Origin of the sequence: Pseudolysinimonas sp. (assembly GCF_051954455.1) — a bacterium.
Classification (GTDB): domain Bacteria; phylum Actinomycetota; class Actinomycetes; order Actinomycetales; family Microbacteriaceae; genus Pseudolysinimonas.
Map to the genome: position 1 here is coordinate 57,882 of NZ_JBQCHS010000006.1, position 16,637 is coordinate 74,518.

At 72.8% G+C, this 16,637-nt stretch carries 14 protein-coding genes and 1 tRNA gene; 13 read left to right on the forward strand and 2 right to left on the reverse strand.

The genetic code is table 11. The annotated features are described in order from the left end of the window. The first annotated feature begins 81 nt into the window (after window positions 1–81). From ACTHM3_RS02625 to ACTHM3_RS02640, 4 genes are read left to right on the forward strand one after another with little or no spacing between them, the layout of a single operon-like run. A complete protein-coding gene (locus tag ACTHM3_RS02625) occupies window positions 82–1,131 on the forward strand; it encodes an aminotransferase class V-fold PLP-dependent enzyme (RefSeq protein WP_440404533.1) in 1,050 nt (349 codons plus the stop codon). 46 nt (window positions 1,132–1,177) lie between these two features. After that, a complete protein-coding gene (locus ACTHM3_RS02630; protein WP_440404534.1) occupies window positions 1,178–2,566 on the forward strand; it encodes a glycine--tRNA ligase in 1,389 nt (462 codons plus the stop codon). Then, complete coding sequence (locus ACTHM3_RS02635; RefSeq protein ID WP_440404535.1) at window positions 2,566–3,627, forward strand: lysostaphin resistance A-like protein; 1,062 nt, start codon at window positions 2,566–2,568, stop codon at window positions 3,625–3,627. Before ACTHM3_RS02630 ends, ACTHM3_RS02635 begins: the two co-directional genes overlap by 1 nt. 39 nt (window positions 3,628–3,666) lie before the next feature. Further along, complete coding sequence (locus tag ACTHM3_RS02640; RefSeq protein ID WP_440404536.1) at window positions 3,667–4,320, forward strand: DsbA family oxidoreductase; 654 nt, start codon at window positions 3,667–3,669, stop codon at window positions 4,318–4,320. 87 nt (window positions 4,321–4,407) lie between these two features. On the opposite strand, the gene ACTHM3_RS02645 is transcribed toward ACTHM3_RS02640, so the two are convergent. Then, entirely contained in the window at window positions 4,408–4,911 is a 504-nt protein-coding gene (locus ACTHM3_RS02645; protein WP_440404537.1) for an aminoacyl-tRNA deacylase, read from the reverse strand. Window positions 4,912–5,041: 130 nt separating this feature from the next. On the opposite strand from ACTHM3_RS02645, the gene dusB reads away from it, so the two are divergent. From dusB to ACTHM3_RS02690, 9 genes are all read left to right on the forward strand, one after another. Beyond that, window positions 5,042–6,193 carry a tRNA dihydrouridine synthase DusB gene (dusB, locus tag ACTHM3_RS02650; RefSeq protein ID WP_440404538.1) on the forward strand — a complete coding sequence of 384 codons (1,152 nt, stop codon included), beginning with the start codon at window positions 5,042–5,044 and terminating at the stop codon, window positions 6,191–6,193. A 4-nt stretch (window positions 6,194–6,197) separates the two neighbouring features. Continuing rightward, window positions 6,198–7,451, forward strand: a complete 1,254-nt coding sequence (locus tag ACTHM3_RS02655; protein ID WP_440404539.1) for a deoxyguanosinetriphosphate triphosphohydrolase — start codon at window positions 6,198–6,200, stop codon at window positions 7,449–7,451. Between the two features lie 313 nt (window positions 7,452–7,764). Continuing rightward, window positions 7,765–8,181 (forward strand): YciI family protein, encoded by a 417-nt coding sequence (locus ACTHM3_RS02660; RefSeq protein ID WP_440404540.1) that lies wholly within the window; start codon window positions 7,765–7,767, stop codon window positions 8,179–8,181. 21 nt (window positions 8,182–8,202) lie between these two features. Next, a complete protein-coding gene (locus ACTHM3_RS02665; protein WP_440404541.1) occupies window positions 8,203–9,435 on the forward strand; it encodes an RNA polymerase sigma factor in 1,233 nt (410 codons plus the stop codon). Between the two features lie 73 nt (window positions 9,436–9,508). Next, window positions 9,509–11,401 (forward strand): DNA primase, encoded by a 1,893-nt coding sequence (dnaG, locus tag ACTHM3_RS02670; RefSeq protein ID WP_440404542.1) that lies wholly within the window; start codon window positions 9,509–9,511, stop codon window positions 11,399–11,401. A 69-nt stretch (window positions 11,402–11,470) separates the two neighbouring features. Beyond that, on the forward strand, window positions 11,471–13,066 hold the full coding sequence (locus ACTHM3_RS02675; protein ID WP_440404543.1) for an ABC transporter substrate-binding protein: 1,596 nt from the start codon (window positions 11,471–11,473) through the stop codon (window positions 13,064–13,066). A gap of 29 nt (window positions 13,067–13,095) precedes the next feature. After that, window positions 13,096–13,896, forward strand: coding sequence for an ATP-binding cassette domain-containing protein (locus ACTHM3_RS02680; RefSeq protein WP_440404544.1), 801 nt, complete (start codon window positions 13,096–13,098; stop codon window positions 13,894–13,896). 36 nt (window positions 13,897–13,932) lie between these two features. Beyond that, window positions 13,933–14,005: transfer RNA gene (locus ACTHM3_RS02685), tRNA-Asn, on the forward strand. A 20-nt stretch (window positions 14,006–14,025) separates the two neighbouring features. After that, window positions 14,026–15,585 (forward strand): stealth conserved region 3 domain-containing protein, encoded by a 1,560-nt coding sequence (locus tag ACTHM3_RS02690; protein ID WP_440404545.1) that lies wholly within the window; start codon window positions 14,026–14,028, stop codon window positions 15,583–15,585. A 9-nt stretch (window positions 15,586–15,594) separates the two neighbouring features. Here the strand turns inward: ACTHM3_RS02690 and ACTHM3_RS02695 are convergent, their stop codons facing one another. Then, window positions 15,595–16,533 (reverse strand): phosphodiesterase, encoded by a 939-nt coding sequence (locus ACTHM3_RS02695; RefSeq protein ID WP_440404611.1) that lies wholly within the window; start codon window positions 16,531–16,533, stop codon window positions 15,595–15,597. Window positions 16,534–16,637 lie beyond the last annotated feature (104 nt).

Here is a 16,637-nt window from a genome sequence, read left to right on the forward strand (position 1 = left end):
GATCGGGAACCGGCGCGGCGTCACGGGGCGATCCTAGGCGCGTCGCTGGACGCCGGCGGCCGCGGAGGAGATGCTGGACGGATGGTCACCGCCGCCCTGCAGTCGGCGATCGACGAGTTCCGCCACCCTCACGGATACCTCGCCGTCGCCTCCATCGGACTCCCGCCCACCTCCGCGCTCACCGCGATCCGCGCCGATCTCGCCGCCTGGGAGGCGGCGGATCGCGATCCGCAGGGTTACGACCCCGTCATCGCGCGCACCCGGGAGTCGTACGCCCGCCTCGTCGGGGTCGACGTCTCGCGCGTCGCGACGGGATCGCAGACGTCGACGTTCGCCGCCGTGGTGGCGGCCGCCGTCCCGGACGGCGCCGAGGTCGTGCTGCCGCACGGCGACTTCAGCTCCATCGTCTTCCCGTTCCTGCAGCAGGAGCCGCGCATCCGCGTGCGGGTCGTCCCGCTCGACGAGCACGCCGAGGCCGTCACCGACGAGACCTGGCTCGTGGCGTTCTCGCTCGTGCAGTCGTCGGTCGGCACCGTCGCCGACCAGGACGCGATCCTCGACGCCGCCGCGCGGCACGGCGCGCACACGTTCTGCGACACCACGCAGGCGGCCGGGGTCCACCCCGTCGACGCCGCGCGCTACGATCTCACGGTCTGCCACAGCTACAAGTGGCTGTGCTCGCCGCGCGGGGTCGCGTTCCTGACCGTGTCCGAGCGGATCCAAGACCGGCTCCGCCCGATCCAGGCCGGCTGGTACGCCGGCGAGGACGTCTGGCGCAGCGTCTACGGCCCGACGATGAACCTCGCCCACGACGCCCGCCGCTTCGACGTCTCGCCGGCCTGGCAGGCGTGGATCGGCGCCGAGCAGGCGATCGGCCTGTTCGCCGGCCTCGACATCGCCGAGATCTGGGAGCGCACGAGCCGCCTCGGCGACCTGCTCTGCGACGGCCTCGGGATCCCGGAGCAGCACCAGGCGATCGTCGCGTGGCCGGACCCGGACGGCGAGCAGGTGCGCACGCTCATCGACGACGGGATCCGGATCTCCGGTCGCGCCGGACGCATCCGCGCCAGCTTCCACCTGTGGAACACGGAGGACGAGGTGGCCGCCGTGCTCCGCGCGCTGGGCCGCTGACGCCGACTCGATAGGCTGGTCGCTCCCCACCGACCCCAGGAGAACCGTGGCCTCGCCGTCCTCGCTCGACTCGATCATCTCGCTCGCGAAGCGTCGCGGCTTCGTCTTCCAGTCCGGCGAGATCTACGGCGGTTCGCGCTCGGCCTGGGATTACGGCCCGCTCGGAGTGGAGCTCAAGGAGAACATCCGCCGCCAGTGGTGGCAGACGTTCGTCCGCGGTCGCTCCGACATGGTGGGCCTCGACTCCGCGGTGATCCTGCCGAAGCGGGTCTGGGAGGCGTCCGGCCACGTGGCGACCTTCACCGATCCGCTCGTCGAGTGCCTGGTCTGCCACAACCGCTTCCGCGGCGACCACCTGCTCGAGGACTTCGAGGCGAAGAAGGGCCGCGCACCCGAGAACGGCATGGCCGACATCGTCTGCCCGAACTGCGGCACCCGCGGCCAGTGGACCGAGCCGCAGCAGTTCTCCGGCCTCATGAAGACGTACCTCGGCCCGGTCGACAACGAGGAGGGCCTGCACTATCTCCGCCCGGAGACCGCGCAGGGCATCTTCGTCGACTTCGCCAACGTGCTGCAGACCACGCGCAAGAAGCCGCCGTTCGGCATCGGCCAGATCGGCAAGGCGTTCCGCAACGAGATCACGCCGGGAAACTTCATCTTCCGGACCCGCGAGTTCGAGCAGATGGAGATCGAGTACTTCACGCCGCCCGAGGAGGCGGCGACCCGGTACGAGCAGTGGATCGCCGACTGCTGGGCGTGGTTCACGGGCCTCGGCATCAGCGAGGAGAACCTCCGCCGGCTCGACGTGCCGGACGGGGAGCGCGCCCACTACTCGGCCGCCACCGCCGACATCGAGTACCGCTTCGGGTTCGCCGGCGGCGACGGCTGGGGCGAGCTCATGGGCATCGCGAACCGGACCGACTTCGACCTCACGAACCACATGGAGGCCTCGGGCTCCGACCTGCGCTACTTCGACCAGGCGACCGGCGAGCGGTACGTGCCGTACGTCATCGAGCCGTCCTTCGGCCTGACCCGCGCGATGATGGCGTTCCTCGTCGACGCCTACGCCGAGGACGAGGCGCCGAACACGAAGGGCGGCGTCGACAAGCGGACCGTGCTGCGGCTCGACCGCCGGCTCGCCCCGGTCAAGGCGGCCGTGCTGCCGCTGTCGCGCAACGAGCAGCTTTCGCCCGTGGCGCGCGAGCTCGCCGACGACCTGCGCCGGCACTGGGCGATCGAGTACGACGACGCGGGCGCGATCGGTCGCCGGTACCGCCGCCAGGACGAGATCGGCACCCCGTTCGCGGTCACGGTCGACTTCGACACGCTCGAGGACCGCGCGGTCACCGTGCGCGAGCGCGACACGATGTCGCAGGAGCGAGTGGGGCTCGACCGGCTCCAGGGCTACCTCGCCGAGCGGCTGCTGGGCGCCTAGTGACATCCCCGGCGGCGCCCGCGATCCCGGCTTCCGCGCCGCTGCCGGCGTTGCGGTTCCACCGGCTGTTCCGGGCGCTGCCGCGCTACCGCTGGTGGCGGTCGCTCGTCGCGGTCGTGCTGGCCGCGATCTACTGGCTGGTGTTCCAGTCGGTGTGGAGCATCGTGTTCCTCGTCGTCGGCATCTTCGCGGGCAGCGTGACGGTGACGCTCGATCAGGACCAGCTCCTGCAGAGCATCACGCGGTTCCTGTCGATCGACACCACGAATCCGCTGTCGATCGTCGCGGCGGTCGGGGGCGTCGCCACGATGCTGCCGGCGGTGCTGCTCGCGTGCCTGTGCGTCGGCATCCGCCCGCTCTCCGTGCTGCGCTCGGTCCGGTTCCGGCTCCGGTGGCGCTGGATGCTCCTCTGCCTGCTGCCGGCGACGGGCATCACCGCGCTCGCGCTCGCGGTCGGCGCGTTCCTGCTGCCCGCCGTCGGGCTCTCCGAGCCCGTGCAGGCCCCGACGGTGCCGATCGGAACCTTCGTGGTCAGCGCGATCGCCTTCCTCGTCGTGACGCCCGTGCAGGCGGCGGCGGAGGAGTTCGGGTTCCGCGGGCTCGTGCAGCAGGCGATCGGCGGCTGGGTCAAGCCGGTCTGGGTCGCGATCCTCGGCAGCACCGTGCTGTTCGCCCTCGCCCACACGCAGTACTTCGGCTGGGCGACCCTCGACGTCGCCGTCTTCGGCGGGGTCGCCGCGTTCCTCACCTGGCGCACCGGGGGGCTGGAGGCGGGGATCGCGCTCCACGCCGTCAACAACACGCTCGCGTTCCTGCTGCAGGCGACCGGTTCGCTCGGGAGCACGCAGGCCGTCGACACGGAGCACCCGACCGCCGGCGATCCGCTCTCGGTCCTCGTCACCGTCGTCACCATGGGCATCTACGTCGGCATCGTGGAGCTGCTGCTGCGCCGACGCCGCGAGCCGCTCGCCGTCGTGCTCGAGCCGCTGCCCGGCGCGACCGCCTCCGCGCCCGTGCCGCCGCCGGATCCGGCGAGCCTCCGGCAGCCCGCGATCCGGTGACCTCGGAATAGTCGGCGTCGCGCGCGGCTTGTCCCTGGTGTGGCGGATCCCATCAAGGTCGACGTGTGGTCGGACATCGCGTGCCCGTGGTGCTTCATCGGCAAGCGCAAGTTCGAGCTGGGGGCGGCGGAGGCCGGCATCCCGGTCGAGGTCGAGTACCACTCCTTCGAGCTCGCGCCCGACACCCCGGTCGACTTCGACGGCAGCGAGCAGGACTACCTCACGAGCCGCGGGTTCCCGGCCGAGCAGATCCCGCAGATGCTCGCGCGCGTGACGGGGATCGCCGAGACCGTGGGCCTGCGCTACGACTACGACGCGCTCCAGCACACCAACACGGTGAAGGCGCACCAGCTCATCCACTGGGCGAAGGCGCAGGGGCACCAGCTCGAGATGAAGGAGCGGCTGCTCGCCGCCTACTTCGAGGAGGGGCGTCACGTGGGACGCGAGGAGGACCTCGCCGACCTGGCCGCCGAGATCGGCCTCGACCGCGAGGACGCGCTCTCCGCGCTCCGCGAGGACCGCTTCCTCGCCGACGTGCGCGAGGACCAGGCCCTCGCCCAGCAGCTCGGCATCCAAGGGGTGCCGTTCTTCGTCTTCGACGGACAGTACGGCGTCTCCGGCGCGCAGGATCCGGCGACGTTCGCGGACGTGCTGCGGCAGGTGAGCGAGAAGCGCCCGGAGGTCGCGTCGTGACCTCGATCAGGCCGGAGCGGATCGTGCCGCTCGCCACGCCCGACGCGGAGGTATGCGTCGACGGCGTGTGCGAGATCCCGGCGGCGACTACCGCGGAGGGATCGGCTCGCTGATATCGGCGACGGTCGCCCCGAGCCCGCGGATGAGCTCGTCGGCCTCGACGAACAGCGAGAACCCGTGCTCGCCCGCACCCATCGAGACGCGGCGCCCCACGACCCGCTCGTCGACGAACACGGGCCACGCCGTCGTCGAGCCGAGCGGGGTGATGGTGCCGCGCTCGTAGCCGGTCGCGTCGAGCGCGACGTCCTTGTCGGGCAGCTGCAGCTTGTTCACCCCGACCACGGAGCGCAGCTTCGCCCATGAGATCTGCCGGTCGCCGGGGATCTCGGCGAACAGGAACGTCCCGTCGTGGCGCTTCACGACGAGCGACTTCACGATGTCCGCCGGGGTGATCCCGAGGAGCTCGGCGGCCTCCTCGAGCGAGCCCGCCGCGGGCCGCGCCACGATCTCCACGGGGATGCCGCGCGACGCTGCATCCACCTCGACCCGCGCGCGTCCCGTCGCTGCGCTCTCCCCACTCACCCCGCTCATCCCGCTCACCCCACTCACCCCACCACCATCTCATCTCGAGGAGTCGCTTCGCGGGCCCTCCGCGCCGCGAAGGCCCCGTCACGCGACTCCTCGGCAGAGTGGGGGCGGGGTTTGAGAGACTGGACGGGTCATGTCGCTCACCACCGCTCCCGCGCCGTTGCGCATCGGACCGCTCGCGCTCGACGTCCCCGTCGTGCTCGCGCCCATGGCGGGGATCACCAACACGGCATTCCGTCGGCTGTGCCGCGAGTACGGAGCCGGGCTCTACGTCAGCGAGATGATCACGAGCCGCGCGCTCGTCGAGCGCACCCCCGAGTCCATGCGCCTCATCCGCCACCACGAGTCGGAGACGCCGCGCAGCATCCAGCTCTACGGCGTCGACCCGGCGACCATCCGCGACGCCGTGACGATGCTCGTCGCCGAGGATCGCGCCGACCACATCGACCTCAACTTCGGCTGCCCCGTGCCCAAGGTCACGCGCAAGGGCGGGGGAGCGGCCCTGCCCTGGAAGCTCGACTTGTTCCGGGAGATCGTGGAGGCCGCCGTCGAGGCCGCCGGGCCGCTGCCGCTCACCATCAAGATGCGCAAGGGCATCGACGCCGACCATCTGACCTATCTCGAGGCGGGGCGGGTCGCGGAGGGCGCGGGCGTCTCATCGATCGCGCTGCACGCGCGCACGGCCTCCGAATTCTACAGCGGGCACGCCGACTGGTCGGCGATCGCGAAGCTCAAGGAGACCGTGACGAGCGTCCCGGTGCTCGGCAACGGCGACATCTGGAGCGCGGAGGACGCGCTGCGGATGGTCGACGAGACCGGTGCGGACGGTGTCGTCGTCGGCCGTGGTTGCCTCGGCAAGCCGTGGCTGTTCGGCGACCTCGCCGCTGCGTTCACCGAGGGTGTCGTCAAGGCGGAGCCGACGCTCGGCGAGGTCGCCGCCGCGTTCCGCCGGCACGCGGAGCTGCTCGTCGAGTTCTTCGACTCCGAGGAGCGCGCCTGTCGCGACATCCGCAAGCACGTCGCCTGGTACTTCAAGGGCTACGCCGTCGGCGGGGAGCTGCGCGCGGCACTCGCGATGAGCTCCAGCCTCGCCGAGATCGACGAGCTGCTCGGCCGGCTCGACGCCGACCAGCCCTACCCGGGCGAGGCGGCGGAGGGCCAGCGCGGCCGGGCCGGCACGCCCAAGACCCCGTCGCTGCCCGACCGCTGGCTCGAGAGCCGCGAGGTCGGGGCCGACCATCGCGCCGAGATCGCCGCCGCCGAGCTGCACCACAGCGGCGGCTGACCGCGTGGCCGAGCTGACCCCGGGGTACGGGGAGCACGACGCCGCCCGCCGGCTGCCCGAGCAGCACCACAACGCCCGCGGCGACTTCGTGCGCGACCGCGGCCGCGTCATCCACTCCAGCGCACTGCGCCGGCTGTCGCAGAAGACCCAGGTGCTGAGCCCCACCGCGGGCCTCGACTTCGCCCGCAACCGGCTCACCCACTCGCTCGAGGTGGCCCAGATCGGGCGGGAGACCGCGATCCTGCTCGGCCTCGACCCCGACGTCGTCGACACCGCCTGCCTCGCCCACGACCTCGGCCACCCGCCGTTCGGGCACAACGGCGAGCGGGCGCTCAACTCCTGGGCCGAGCCGATCGGCGGCTTCGAGGGCAACGCGCAGACCCTGCGACTGCTCGTGCGGCTCGAGCCGAAGGTGTTCGACGCGGAGGGCCGCGGCTACGGCCTCAACCTCACCCGCGCGACCCTCGACGCGAGCTGCAAGTACCCCTGGCCGCAGGCGTCGGGCGAGCTCGACCCGTCCGGCCGCAGCAAGTTCGGCTTCTACGCCGACGACGCCGAGACCTTCCGCTGGCTGCGCGAGGGCGCGCCCGAGCGCCGGCGCTGCATCGAGGCGCAGGTCATGGACCTCGCCGACGACATCGCCTACTCGGTGCACGACTTCGAGGACGCGATCGTCAACGGCTTCATCGACGTGGCGGCGCTGAGCTCGCGGGTCGACCACGAGGACCTCGTGGGCGCGATGGTCGACTGGATCGGCGAGGAGGTGCCGCAGGACGCGCTCATCGCCGCGTTCGACCGGCTCGACTCCCTCGGGTCGTGGCTGGAGACCTGGGACGGCGGCCGGCGCGACCTGGCGCGGCTGAAGAACCTGACCTCGCAGCTCATCGGCCGGTTCGCCGGGTCGGCGGCGAGCGCGACGCGCGCGGCGGCCGCGGGGGCGGGTTCCCTCGCCCGGTTCGGGGCCGATGTGGTCGTGCCGCCCGAGACGCGCGCCGAGATCTCGGTGCTGAAGGGCATCGTCGCCGCGAACGTCATGTCGACCAACGCGCGCAAGCCGATCTACTCGCGGCAGCGCGGCATCCTCACCGAGCTCGCCGATCGGCTCTGGGCCACCGGCGACCAGCACCTCGACCCGGGATTCCGGGAGGACTGGGCGGAGGCCCCCGACGACACCGCGCGCCGCCGGGTCGTCGTCGACCAGGTCGCATCGCTCACCGACGTCTCCGCGGTCGCCTGGCACGAGCGCCTCGTCGGCTGAGGATCGGCAGCGAACCTCGGATCTCCGGGCCCGCCCCGCCCCCGTGGTCGAAAGTTCAGGGCGCTCACGGCGCGCCGCTTCGCGAAAAGGCGCCGCGCGCAGCGGCTGCCTGAACTTTCGCCGGGAGAGAGAGACGGGAGGCAGGGGGTGGGCGCCGGACGAGGGGCGGCGGGCGGACGGAAGGGGCGCCGGGTGCACGTCGGCGGGAGACGGAAACCGGGGCGGTCTTCCGGCGGGCTGTCGATCTGCGGGATCCTCGTTCGACGCAGGTGTGAGGGCGCACCTCGCGCCCCGTGACGGAGGAGATTCCGAGATGTCGAAGTACATGTTCATCCTGCGGTCCAGCGACGAGGCGAACGCGGCGAACGCCGACGTCGACTTCGCCGAGATGCTCGAGACGATGGGCCGCTACAACAACGAGCTCATCGAGGCGGGCGTGCTCGTCGCCGCCGAGGGGCTCGCGCCCGCGGTCGAGAGCGTCGTGCTCGACTTCTCGTCGACGCCGCCCGTCGTCACCGACGGCCCCTACGGCGAGACCCACGAGCTCTTCGACGGCTTCTGGATCGTCGACGTCGCGAACCAGGAGGAGGCCGTCGCCTGGGCGCGCCGCATCCCGGTGGGCGCCGGCGTGAAGATCGAGGTGCGCCGGGTGCCGTCGCTCGACGAGTTCCCGGACGACGGCTACACGCGCGCCGAGCGGGCCTGGCGCGAGCGCACCGGCAACCTCTGAGGCCGGCAGGGGCAGCGGCCCGTGGACGCGCACGGGAGCGTCGCGGCGGTGTGGCGGACCGAGTCCGCCCGCATCGTCGCGACCCTCGCGCGCGTCGTGGGCGACTTCTCGGTCGCGGAGGATCTGGCGCAGGACGCGCTCGCCGAGGCGCTCGTCGCCTGGCCGCGCGACGGGGTGCCCGAGAACCCGGGCGCCTGGCTGACCGCGGTCGCCAAGCGGCGCGCGATCGACGGATGGCGCCGGCGCTCCCGCCTCGACGAACGCTACGCCGCCATCGCGCACGACCTCTCGGAGACCGCCGACGACGAGTGGAAGCCGATCCCCGACGACGTGCTGCGACTCATCTTCACGGCCTGCCACCCGGTGCTCGCCCGCGAGGCGCAGGTCGCGCTCACGCTGCGGGTGGTCGCGGGGCTGTCGAGCGAGGAGATCGCGGCGGCGTTCCTGGTCGGCGTCCCGACGATCCAGGCGCGCATCACCCGCGCCAAGAAGACCCTCTCGGCCGCGGGCGTGCCCTTCGAGGTGCCCGACCCCTCGGAGTGGCAGCCCCGGCTCGGGTCGGTCCTCGCGGTGCTCTACTCGATCTTCACCGAGGGATACGCCGCGACGACGGGCGAGTCGTGGGTTCGCGACGACCTCGCCCGCGAGGCCATCCGGCTGGCGCGCATCGTGGCGCAGCTCGTGCCACGCGAGCCGGAGGCGCTGGGTCTGCTCGCACTGCTGGAGCTGCAGGCGGCGCGCCTCCCGGCGCGGACCGACGCCGCGGGGGAGCCCGTCCTCCTGCCGGACCAGGACCGGCGCCGCTTCGACCGCTCGGCGATCCGGCGCGGACGCGCGGCGCTGCGGGCCGTCGACGCGCTCGGACGCGGCCGCGGCGCCTACGGCCTGCAGGCCGCGATCGCGGAGGCACACGCCGTCGCCCCGCGCTCCGACGACACCGACTGGGAGCGCATCGCGCTGCTGTACGAGGCCCTCGGCCGGGTCGCGCCGAGCCCGGTGGTCGAGCTCAACCGCGCGGTCGCGGTGTCGATGGCGGCGGGACCGGAGCGGGCGCTCGCGATCGTCGACCGGCTCGTCGCGGAGGGGGCGCTCACGAGCTCGCACCTCCTCCCGGCGGTGCGAGGCGAGCTGCTCGCGCGCCTCGGCCGGGGCGCGGAGGCGCGGGCGGAGCTGCTGCGCGCGGCGGACCTCGCCGGCAACGCGACGCGGCGGCGGTCGCTCCTCAGCAAGGCGCTCGAGCTCCCCGCCGAGTGAGCTCCGCCGCGGTTTCGACAGGTGGGGCACGCGGCCCGGCGGGGCGGTGCAGCCCGACCGTAGGATCTGACCCATGCCCGGCCGGATCTCGCGACGCGACATCGACGAGGTCCGGGCCCGCGTGAACATCGCCGACGTGATCGGCGACTACGTGACGCTCAAGACCGGCGGCGTCGGTTCCCTGAAGGGCCTGTGCCCCTTCCACGACGAGCGCAGCCCGAGCTTCAACGTGCGGCTCCCGCCCATCAACCGCTACCACTGCTTCGGCTGCGGCGAGGGCGGTGACGTCTTCGAGTTCCTGGTCAAGATGGATCAGGTCAGCTTCCAGGAGGCGGTCGAGCGGCTCGCAGCCCGGGTCGGGATCGAGCTGCACTACGAGGAGGGCGGTGGCCCGTCCTCCGACCACGGCAACCGCGCCCGGCTCCTCGCGGCCAACAAGGCGGCCGAGGAGTTCTTCCGCTCCCAGCTCGCCACCCCCGAGGCGCAGCTCGGCCGCGACTTCCTCGGCGGCCGCGGCTTCGACAGGGCCGCCGCCGACCGCTTCGGGGTGGGATTCGCGCCCAGGTCCTTCTCCGCACTCGGCGACGCGCTGAAGGGGCAGGGATTCACGCAAGCCGAGCTGATCGAGGCCGGCCTCCTCTCCACGAACGACCGCGGCAACGCCTATGACCGCTTCCGCGGCCGGCTGGTCTGGCCGATCCGCGACGTGACCGGCCAGACGGTCGGGTTCGGCGCCCGCAAGCTGCTCTCCGACGACGACGACAAGGGCCCCAAGTACCTCAACACCCCCGAGACCCCGATCTACCGCAAGAGCCAGGTGCTCTACGGTCTCGACCTCGCCCGCCGGGCGATCGCGAGCGGCAAGCAGGTCGTGGTGGTCGAGGGCTACACCGACGTCATGGCCTGCCATCTCGCGGGCGTCGCGACCGCCATCGCCACCTGCGGAACGGCGCTGACGGTCGAGCACATCAAGGTGATCCGGCGGGTGCTCGGGGATTCCGAGGGCACGGAGCTCGCCGGCCGCGGCGAGGTGATCTTCACCTTCGACCCCGACGAGGCGGGCCAGCGCGCGGCCTCCCGCGCGTTCGCCGAGGAGCAGCGGTTCACGGCGCAGACGTTCGTCGCGATCGCGCCCGAGGGGCTCGACCCCTGCGACCTGCGCCTCAACCGCGGCGAGGACGCGGTGCGGACGCTCATCACGATGCGACGGCCCATGTTCGAGTTCATGATCAAGCGGCGGCTCGCCGGCCACGACCTCGAGACGGTCGAGGGCCGGTCGGCGGCGCTGCGGGCGTCGGCGCCGGTCGTGGCCGACATCCGGGATCCGGCCCTCAAGGACGGCTACGTGCGCAGCCTGGCCGGGTGGCTGGGCCTCGATCCCGTCGACGTCGGCCGGGCCGTGAAATCGGCCGCGCGCGCGACGCCGAAGACCGACGAACGCCGGCCCGCGGGCGACATCTCCCGGGGCGCGGCACCGGAGCAGCCTCCCGCCCGCCCGAGCGCCGGGCTCATGGACCTGCCCACCGATCCCGCGACCCGGGGGGAGCGCGACGCGCTCATGGCGGTGCTGCAGCACCCGGACCCGGTGGGCGAGGAGCTGCTGCAGCGGCTCAGCGAGGTCCGGTTCACGAACGCCACGCTGGGCGTCGTGCGAGACGGCATCGCGGTGAGCCTGCCGGCCGACGCCGCCTTCGTCGACCGGGTCGCCGAGGCGGTGCCCGCCGAGTTCGCGTCGCTCGTCCGCCAGCTCGCGGTGGCGCCGATCCCGACGCGCCCCGACCGCCTCGCGGCGTACTGCGAGTCGGTCGTCGCCGACCTCGTCGTGCGCGATCTGCTCCGTCGGCGCGGGGAGCTGGTCGGTGCCATGCAGCGCGCGCAGTCCGAGGGAGACCGGGCGCGATGGGAGTCCCTGTCGCGCCAGTCGGCGGAGCTGGAGATGGAGCGCCGACGACTTCGCCGTGAATGATCCTCGACACGCCGGTGTGACGACCGCGCCGGGCGGATCCTCTCAGGGGCCTGTGTCAGAGTGGACGGCATGACGGGGGGACGGCGCTGGGGGCTGCCCATCGTGCTCGTCGCGGTCGCCGCTCTGCTCGCGGGCTGCGCGGCCGGACCGTCGCTCGGCAGCACCGGAATCGTCATCGGGACCGCGCTCCCGGTCACCGCGCTCGACCCCGCCGCCGACCAGGGGGCGGGCGGCGAGCTGGTCGCCGAGCAGATCTACCCGCACCTCCTCACCACGAAGCCGGGCGGCGACGAGCTGGTCCCCGACATCGCCCGGTCGGCCCGGTTCGACGCCGCCGGCGCCTACGTCGTGACGCTGAAGAAGGACCTGCTGTTCGCGAACGGCGACGTGCTCGACGCGCGGGACGTCGTCCACAGCTTCCGGCGCCAGACCGCGATCGCGGCGAAGGGCGGCCCGGCGCCGCTCCTCGCCGGCATCGCGAGCATCACCATGCGCGACGCCCGCACCGTCGTGTTCCAGCTGAAGAAGCCCGGCGACCAGGGCTTCCCCGCGATCCTCGCGAGCCCCGCGGGGGCGATCGTCGACGAGCAGACCTTCCCCGCGACGCGGCTCGCGACCGACCGCGAGATCCTGTCGGCGCGCCCGTTCGCGGGGCCGTACGTCCTGCAGAGCCTCAATCCGGGGGAGCTGCTCACGTTCCGGGCCGACCCCGCCTATGCGGGCGCGCTGGGCGCGCCGGTCAGCCCCGACATCACACTCAAGCTGTACTCCGACGCGGACAGCCTCGCTGCCGACGTCGCCGACCGCGCGATCGACCTCGCCTACGGCGGTCTCGGGCCTGCTCAGACGGGCCGCCTGCGCGACGACCGGCTCGATCTGATCTCGGAGCCCGGCGGGTCCCTCCGGTACCTCGTCTTCGACTTCGCCGAGATGCCCTACGGCACCAAGCACAGCAACGACCCGAAGCGGGCGCTCGCGGTTCGGACGGCCCTCGCCGACCTCGTCGACCGCCAGGACCTCGCCGACCGGGTCGACGCGGGGGCGACCTCCCCGCTGTACGGCTTCACCTCCGACGACCTGCCGGGCGCCTCGCCGGTGCTGCGCTCGATGTTCGGCGACGGCCGAGGCGGACCGGACTCCGCGGAGGCCGGGCGCGTGCTGCGGGCGGCCGGCGTCGACACCCCGGTCTCGCTGACCATCACCGTCGTCCCCGACGACGCCGCGACCGGCACGCTCGCGGAGTACGAGGCGCTCCAGAGCCAGCTGCAGGTCGGCGGCCTCTTCAACATCGTCCTGTCGAAGGTCTCGCCGGCCGTTCTCGCAACCGGGCGCGAGAAGGGCGACGTCGCCGCGTATCAGGGCGGCTGGTCGCCCCGCGGCCGTGACCCCGAGACCTACCGCGCACCGTACCTCGTCGACGACGCGCACCTCGGCTCGCACTACACCAACCCCGTCGCTCTCGGGCTGCTCGCGCGCCCCGCGACCGAGTCGGACCCCACGAAGCGCGCGGCCGACCTCCTGCTCGTGCAGCAGCAGCTCGCGACCGACCTGCCCGTCCTGCCGCTCGTGCAGCACCGTCAGCTCGCGGCCACCGCGAGCGGCGTGACCGGGGTCGTGTTCGACGGCTCCCTGACCCTCCGCTTCGGCTCGCTGCGGATGCCGTGACCGCCCCGGCGGATCGGTAGGGTCGTCGAATGGCATCCGCTCGCTCCGAGCCGCGCGTGGCGGTCCATGCGGACGATCTGACGCTCGCCTACGGGGCCGACGACGTCGCCGTCTCCGGGGCGACGTTCGAGATCCCGGTCGGCGGGATCCTCGGGGTCGTCGGCGAGGCGGGCTCGGGCAAGAGCACCCTCGCGCGCGCCGTCGCGGCGCAGTCCGTCTTCGGCGAGGGCGAGAACCCGCACGTGCAGGGCGGTCGGCTCGAAGTCCTCGGTCACGACATCACCCGCACGCCGGCGCGGCAGCAGGCGGGGCTCGCGCTCCGCGTCGGCTACCTGCCGCAGGATGGCGGCTCCACGCTCGTGCCGCACCTGACGGTCGGCGAGAACGTGGCCGCGCCGATCTACCAGCGCGACCGGAGATTCGATCGGACGCAGGCCGGCGCCGCCGTCGCCTCGCTCGTCGACGCGGTGCGGCTGCCTCTCTCGGTGATGTCGAAGTTCCCGCACGAGCTGAGCCGCGGACAGCGCCAGCGCATCGCCCTGGCGCGCTCGCTCATCCTCGAGCCGGAACTGCTCGTCGCCGACGACCCGACGATGGGCGTCGACGTGCTCGTGCGCGGACGCATCCTCACGGTGATCGCGGACCTGCAGCGCGAGCGCCGCTTCTCGGCGCTGGTGATCGGTCACGACATCCGCGAGCTGCGCACCATGACCGAGCAGATCGCGATCATGCACGGTGGGCTGTTCGTCGGCTACGGCCAGGTCGACGCCGTGCTCGCCGCGCCCCTCCACCCCTACGTCGCCGCGCTCGCCGAGGTCACGCGACGCTGACTGCTGCTGCTAAGCTAATCCGGCTGATCACCGCATTCCTCGATAGCTCAATTGGCAGAGCAGCCGGCTGTTAACCGGCAGGTTCTTGGTTCGAGTCCAAGTCGGGGAGCAACAGGGGGACGTGCCGAAATGACACCGCCCGACGACCGTCCCGCTCCGCCCGGAGCGGGCGCCGTCGACCGCATCCTCGCCGCGAACCGCGACGTCGTGCGCGACGGCCGCCGCCTCGTGCTGACGGGGGAACCGATCACGCGCGAGCAGGCGACGATCGAGGATCTGCGGCTCGTCCGCGCCGCGCTCGACGCGGCCGACATCGACTACCTGCTCATTCGGGGCGAGCGCGACATCGCGGTGCTCGCCGTCGACCGCGCGCGGCGTGACGACCTCGCGCGCGCGTTCGCGGAAGGATTCGCCACCGAACCGATGTACGCGCGCGAGCTCGGCGCCGGCAAGCGCGCGGAGCGGCTGCTCGGGCGGGGGCGCCTGCCCGGCGACGACGCCGACGTCTTCCTCCTCTATCGACCGCGCGAGCGCGCCATGCGCGGGGTGTGGCGGGCCGCCGACGCGGCCGTTCGCCTCGAGCTCTGGCACTTCGGCGACACCGAGATCGTCGCTCCCCGCCCGAGCGCACTGACCCGCCCGTACATCCGTCGCGACGACGCGGTCGTCGCGACGACCGAGCGCTACGGCGAGCAGTGGCCGACCCTCGCCGGGATGTTCGACGAGCAGGTCGACGACATCGACTTCGACATCGACATCGTCTTCTCCTGGGTCGACGGCACGGAGCCCGGCTACCTCGCCGAACGCCGTCGCTACATGGAGGAGGCCGGGGTCCGGCCGCCCGACGAGGGCGCGGCGCGCTACCGGCAGATCGACGAGCTCCGCTACGCGATGCGCAGCGCGCGCGCCTACGCGCCGTGGCTGCGCCGGATCCACCTGGTCACCGACTCCACGCCGCCCGCCTGGCTCGACGTCGACCACCCCGACATCCGGATCGTCCGCAGTGCGGACTTCTTCGCCGACCCCGCGGTGCTGCCGACCTTCAACTCGCACGCCATCGAGGCGCAGCTGCACCGGATCCCGGGGCTGTCGGAGCACTTCCTCTACTCGAACGACGACATGTTCTTCGGTCGCCCGCTCGCGCCCATCACCTTCTTCTCGCCCGGCGGCGTCTCGCGCTTCATCGAGGCCACCTCCCGCATCGGACTCGGCGCGGCCCACCCGGACCGCACGGGGCACGACAACGCGATGCGCGTCAACCGCGCCCTCCTCCAGCGGCGCTTCGGACGCACGATCACGCGTCACCTGGAGCACGCGGCCGCCCCGCTCCGCCGCAGCGTGCTCGAGGAGCTGGAGGCCGAGTTCCCGGAGGACTTCGCGCGCACCGCCGCGACCCGCTTCCGCTCCGCGACCGACATCTCGGTGACGAACTCGCTCTACCACTACTACGCACTGCTGACCGGGCGCGCGGTGCCGCAGACCGACGCGCGCGTGCGCTACGTGGAGACCACCCTCGCGGCGACCGCCGCATCGCTCCGGGACATCCAGCGCCACCGCCGCGAGGACATGTTCTGCCTCAACGACGGCAGCGTGCCGGAGATCCCGGACGAGACCCGCGTGCGGCTCGTGACCCGGTTCCTCGAGCGGTACTTCCCGGTCCGCGCGCCGTGGGAGATCCCCGGCCGCTGAGCGGCGGTGTCAGCGTCCGGCGCCGACGAGGTCGATCGGCCGGGTGCGGGTGTCGTCGTCCGGCCCGAGCGGGTCGCCCGGGATCCGGATGCCGAGCGCCGCGAGCCGCCGCGCGCTCTCGACCGCGTCGACGTGCGTGAGCGCCTCGGTCCGCTCGATCGGCACGACCGCGTGGAGCACGGTCGTCGGGTACACCTGCACGAGGTTGAACGATCGGGCGCCGTCGCGGCCGCGGGTGCCGCCCGCGTCGACGAGGAGGTCCTGCGTGTAGCAGCTCGCCGAGGCGACTGACACGGGGATGCCGGCGAACGTCGCCGTCGAGGAGTAGTGCAGGTGGCCGCCGAGGATCGCGCGCACGTCGGTGCCGGTGAGCACCCGCGCGAGGGACGGCTGGTCGCGCAGCTCGACCGAGGCGGCGAGGTCGAGCACGCTCGGGATCGGCGGGTGGTGCAGGGCCAGGATCGTGCCGTCGAGCGCGGGCGTGGCGAGCTCCGCCGCCAGCCACTCCAGTTGGGACCGGGAGAGCTCCCCGTGGTGCGCGCCGGGGACCGAGGTGTCGAGCGTGATGATGCGCAGGCCGTCGAGGTGCAGCACCCGGTCGACGGGGGCGTCGCCCGGCTCGCCGAGGAGACCCGCACGGAACGCGGCGCGGTCGTCGTGGTTGCCCATGGCCCACACGATCGCGGCGCCGAGGCGCTCGGCCGCCGGCTCCACAATGCGCCGGATCCGCGCATACGCCTCCGGCTCGCCGAGGTCGGCGAGGTCGCCGGTGAAGACGAGGGCGTCCGGCCGGCGCCCGGTCTCCTCGAGCCGGGACATCAGCTCGCGGAGGTGCTGCTCCGCGTCGACGCGGCCGTAGAGCCGTCGGCCGCCGCCGAGAAGATGGGTGTCGCTGATGTGGACCAGCGTGTGATCCGGCCTCGGGTACTCGGCGTCGCGCACGACCATGGCGAACATCGAAGCAGACGCGGGCGACCAGATGGTGAACGGCTCGCGGTTTGTCGGGGTGCCGATGTCGTACTCCTCCGGGAGTACCGGCGGCATCCCGCGGG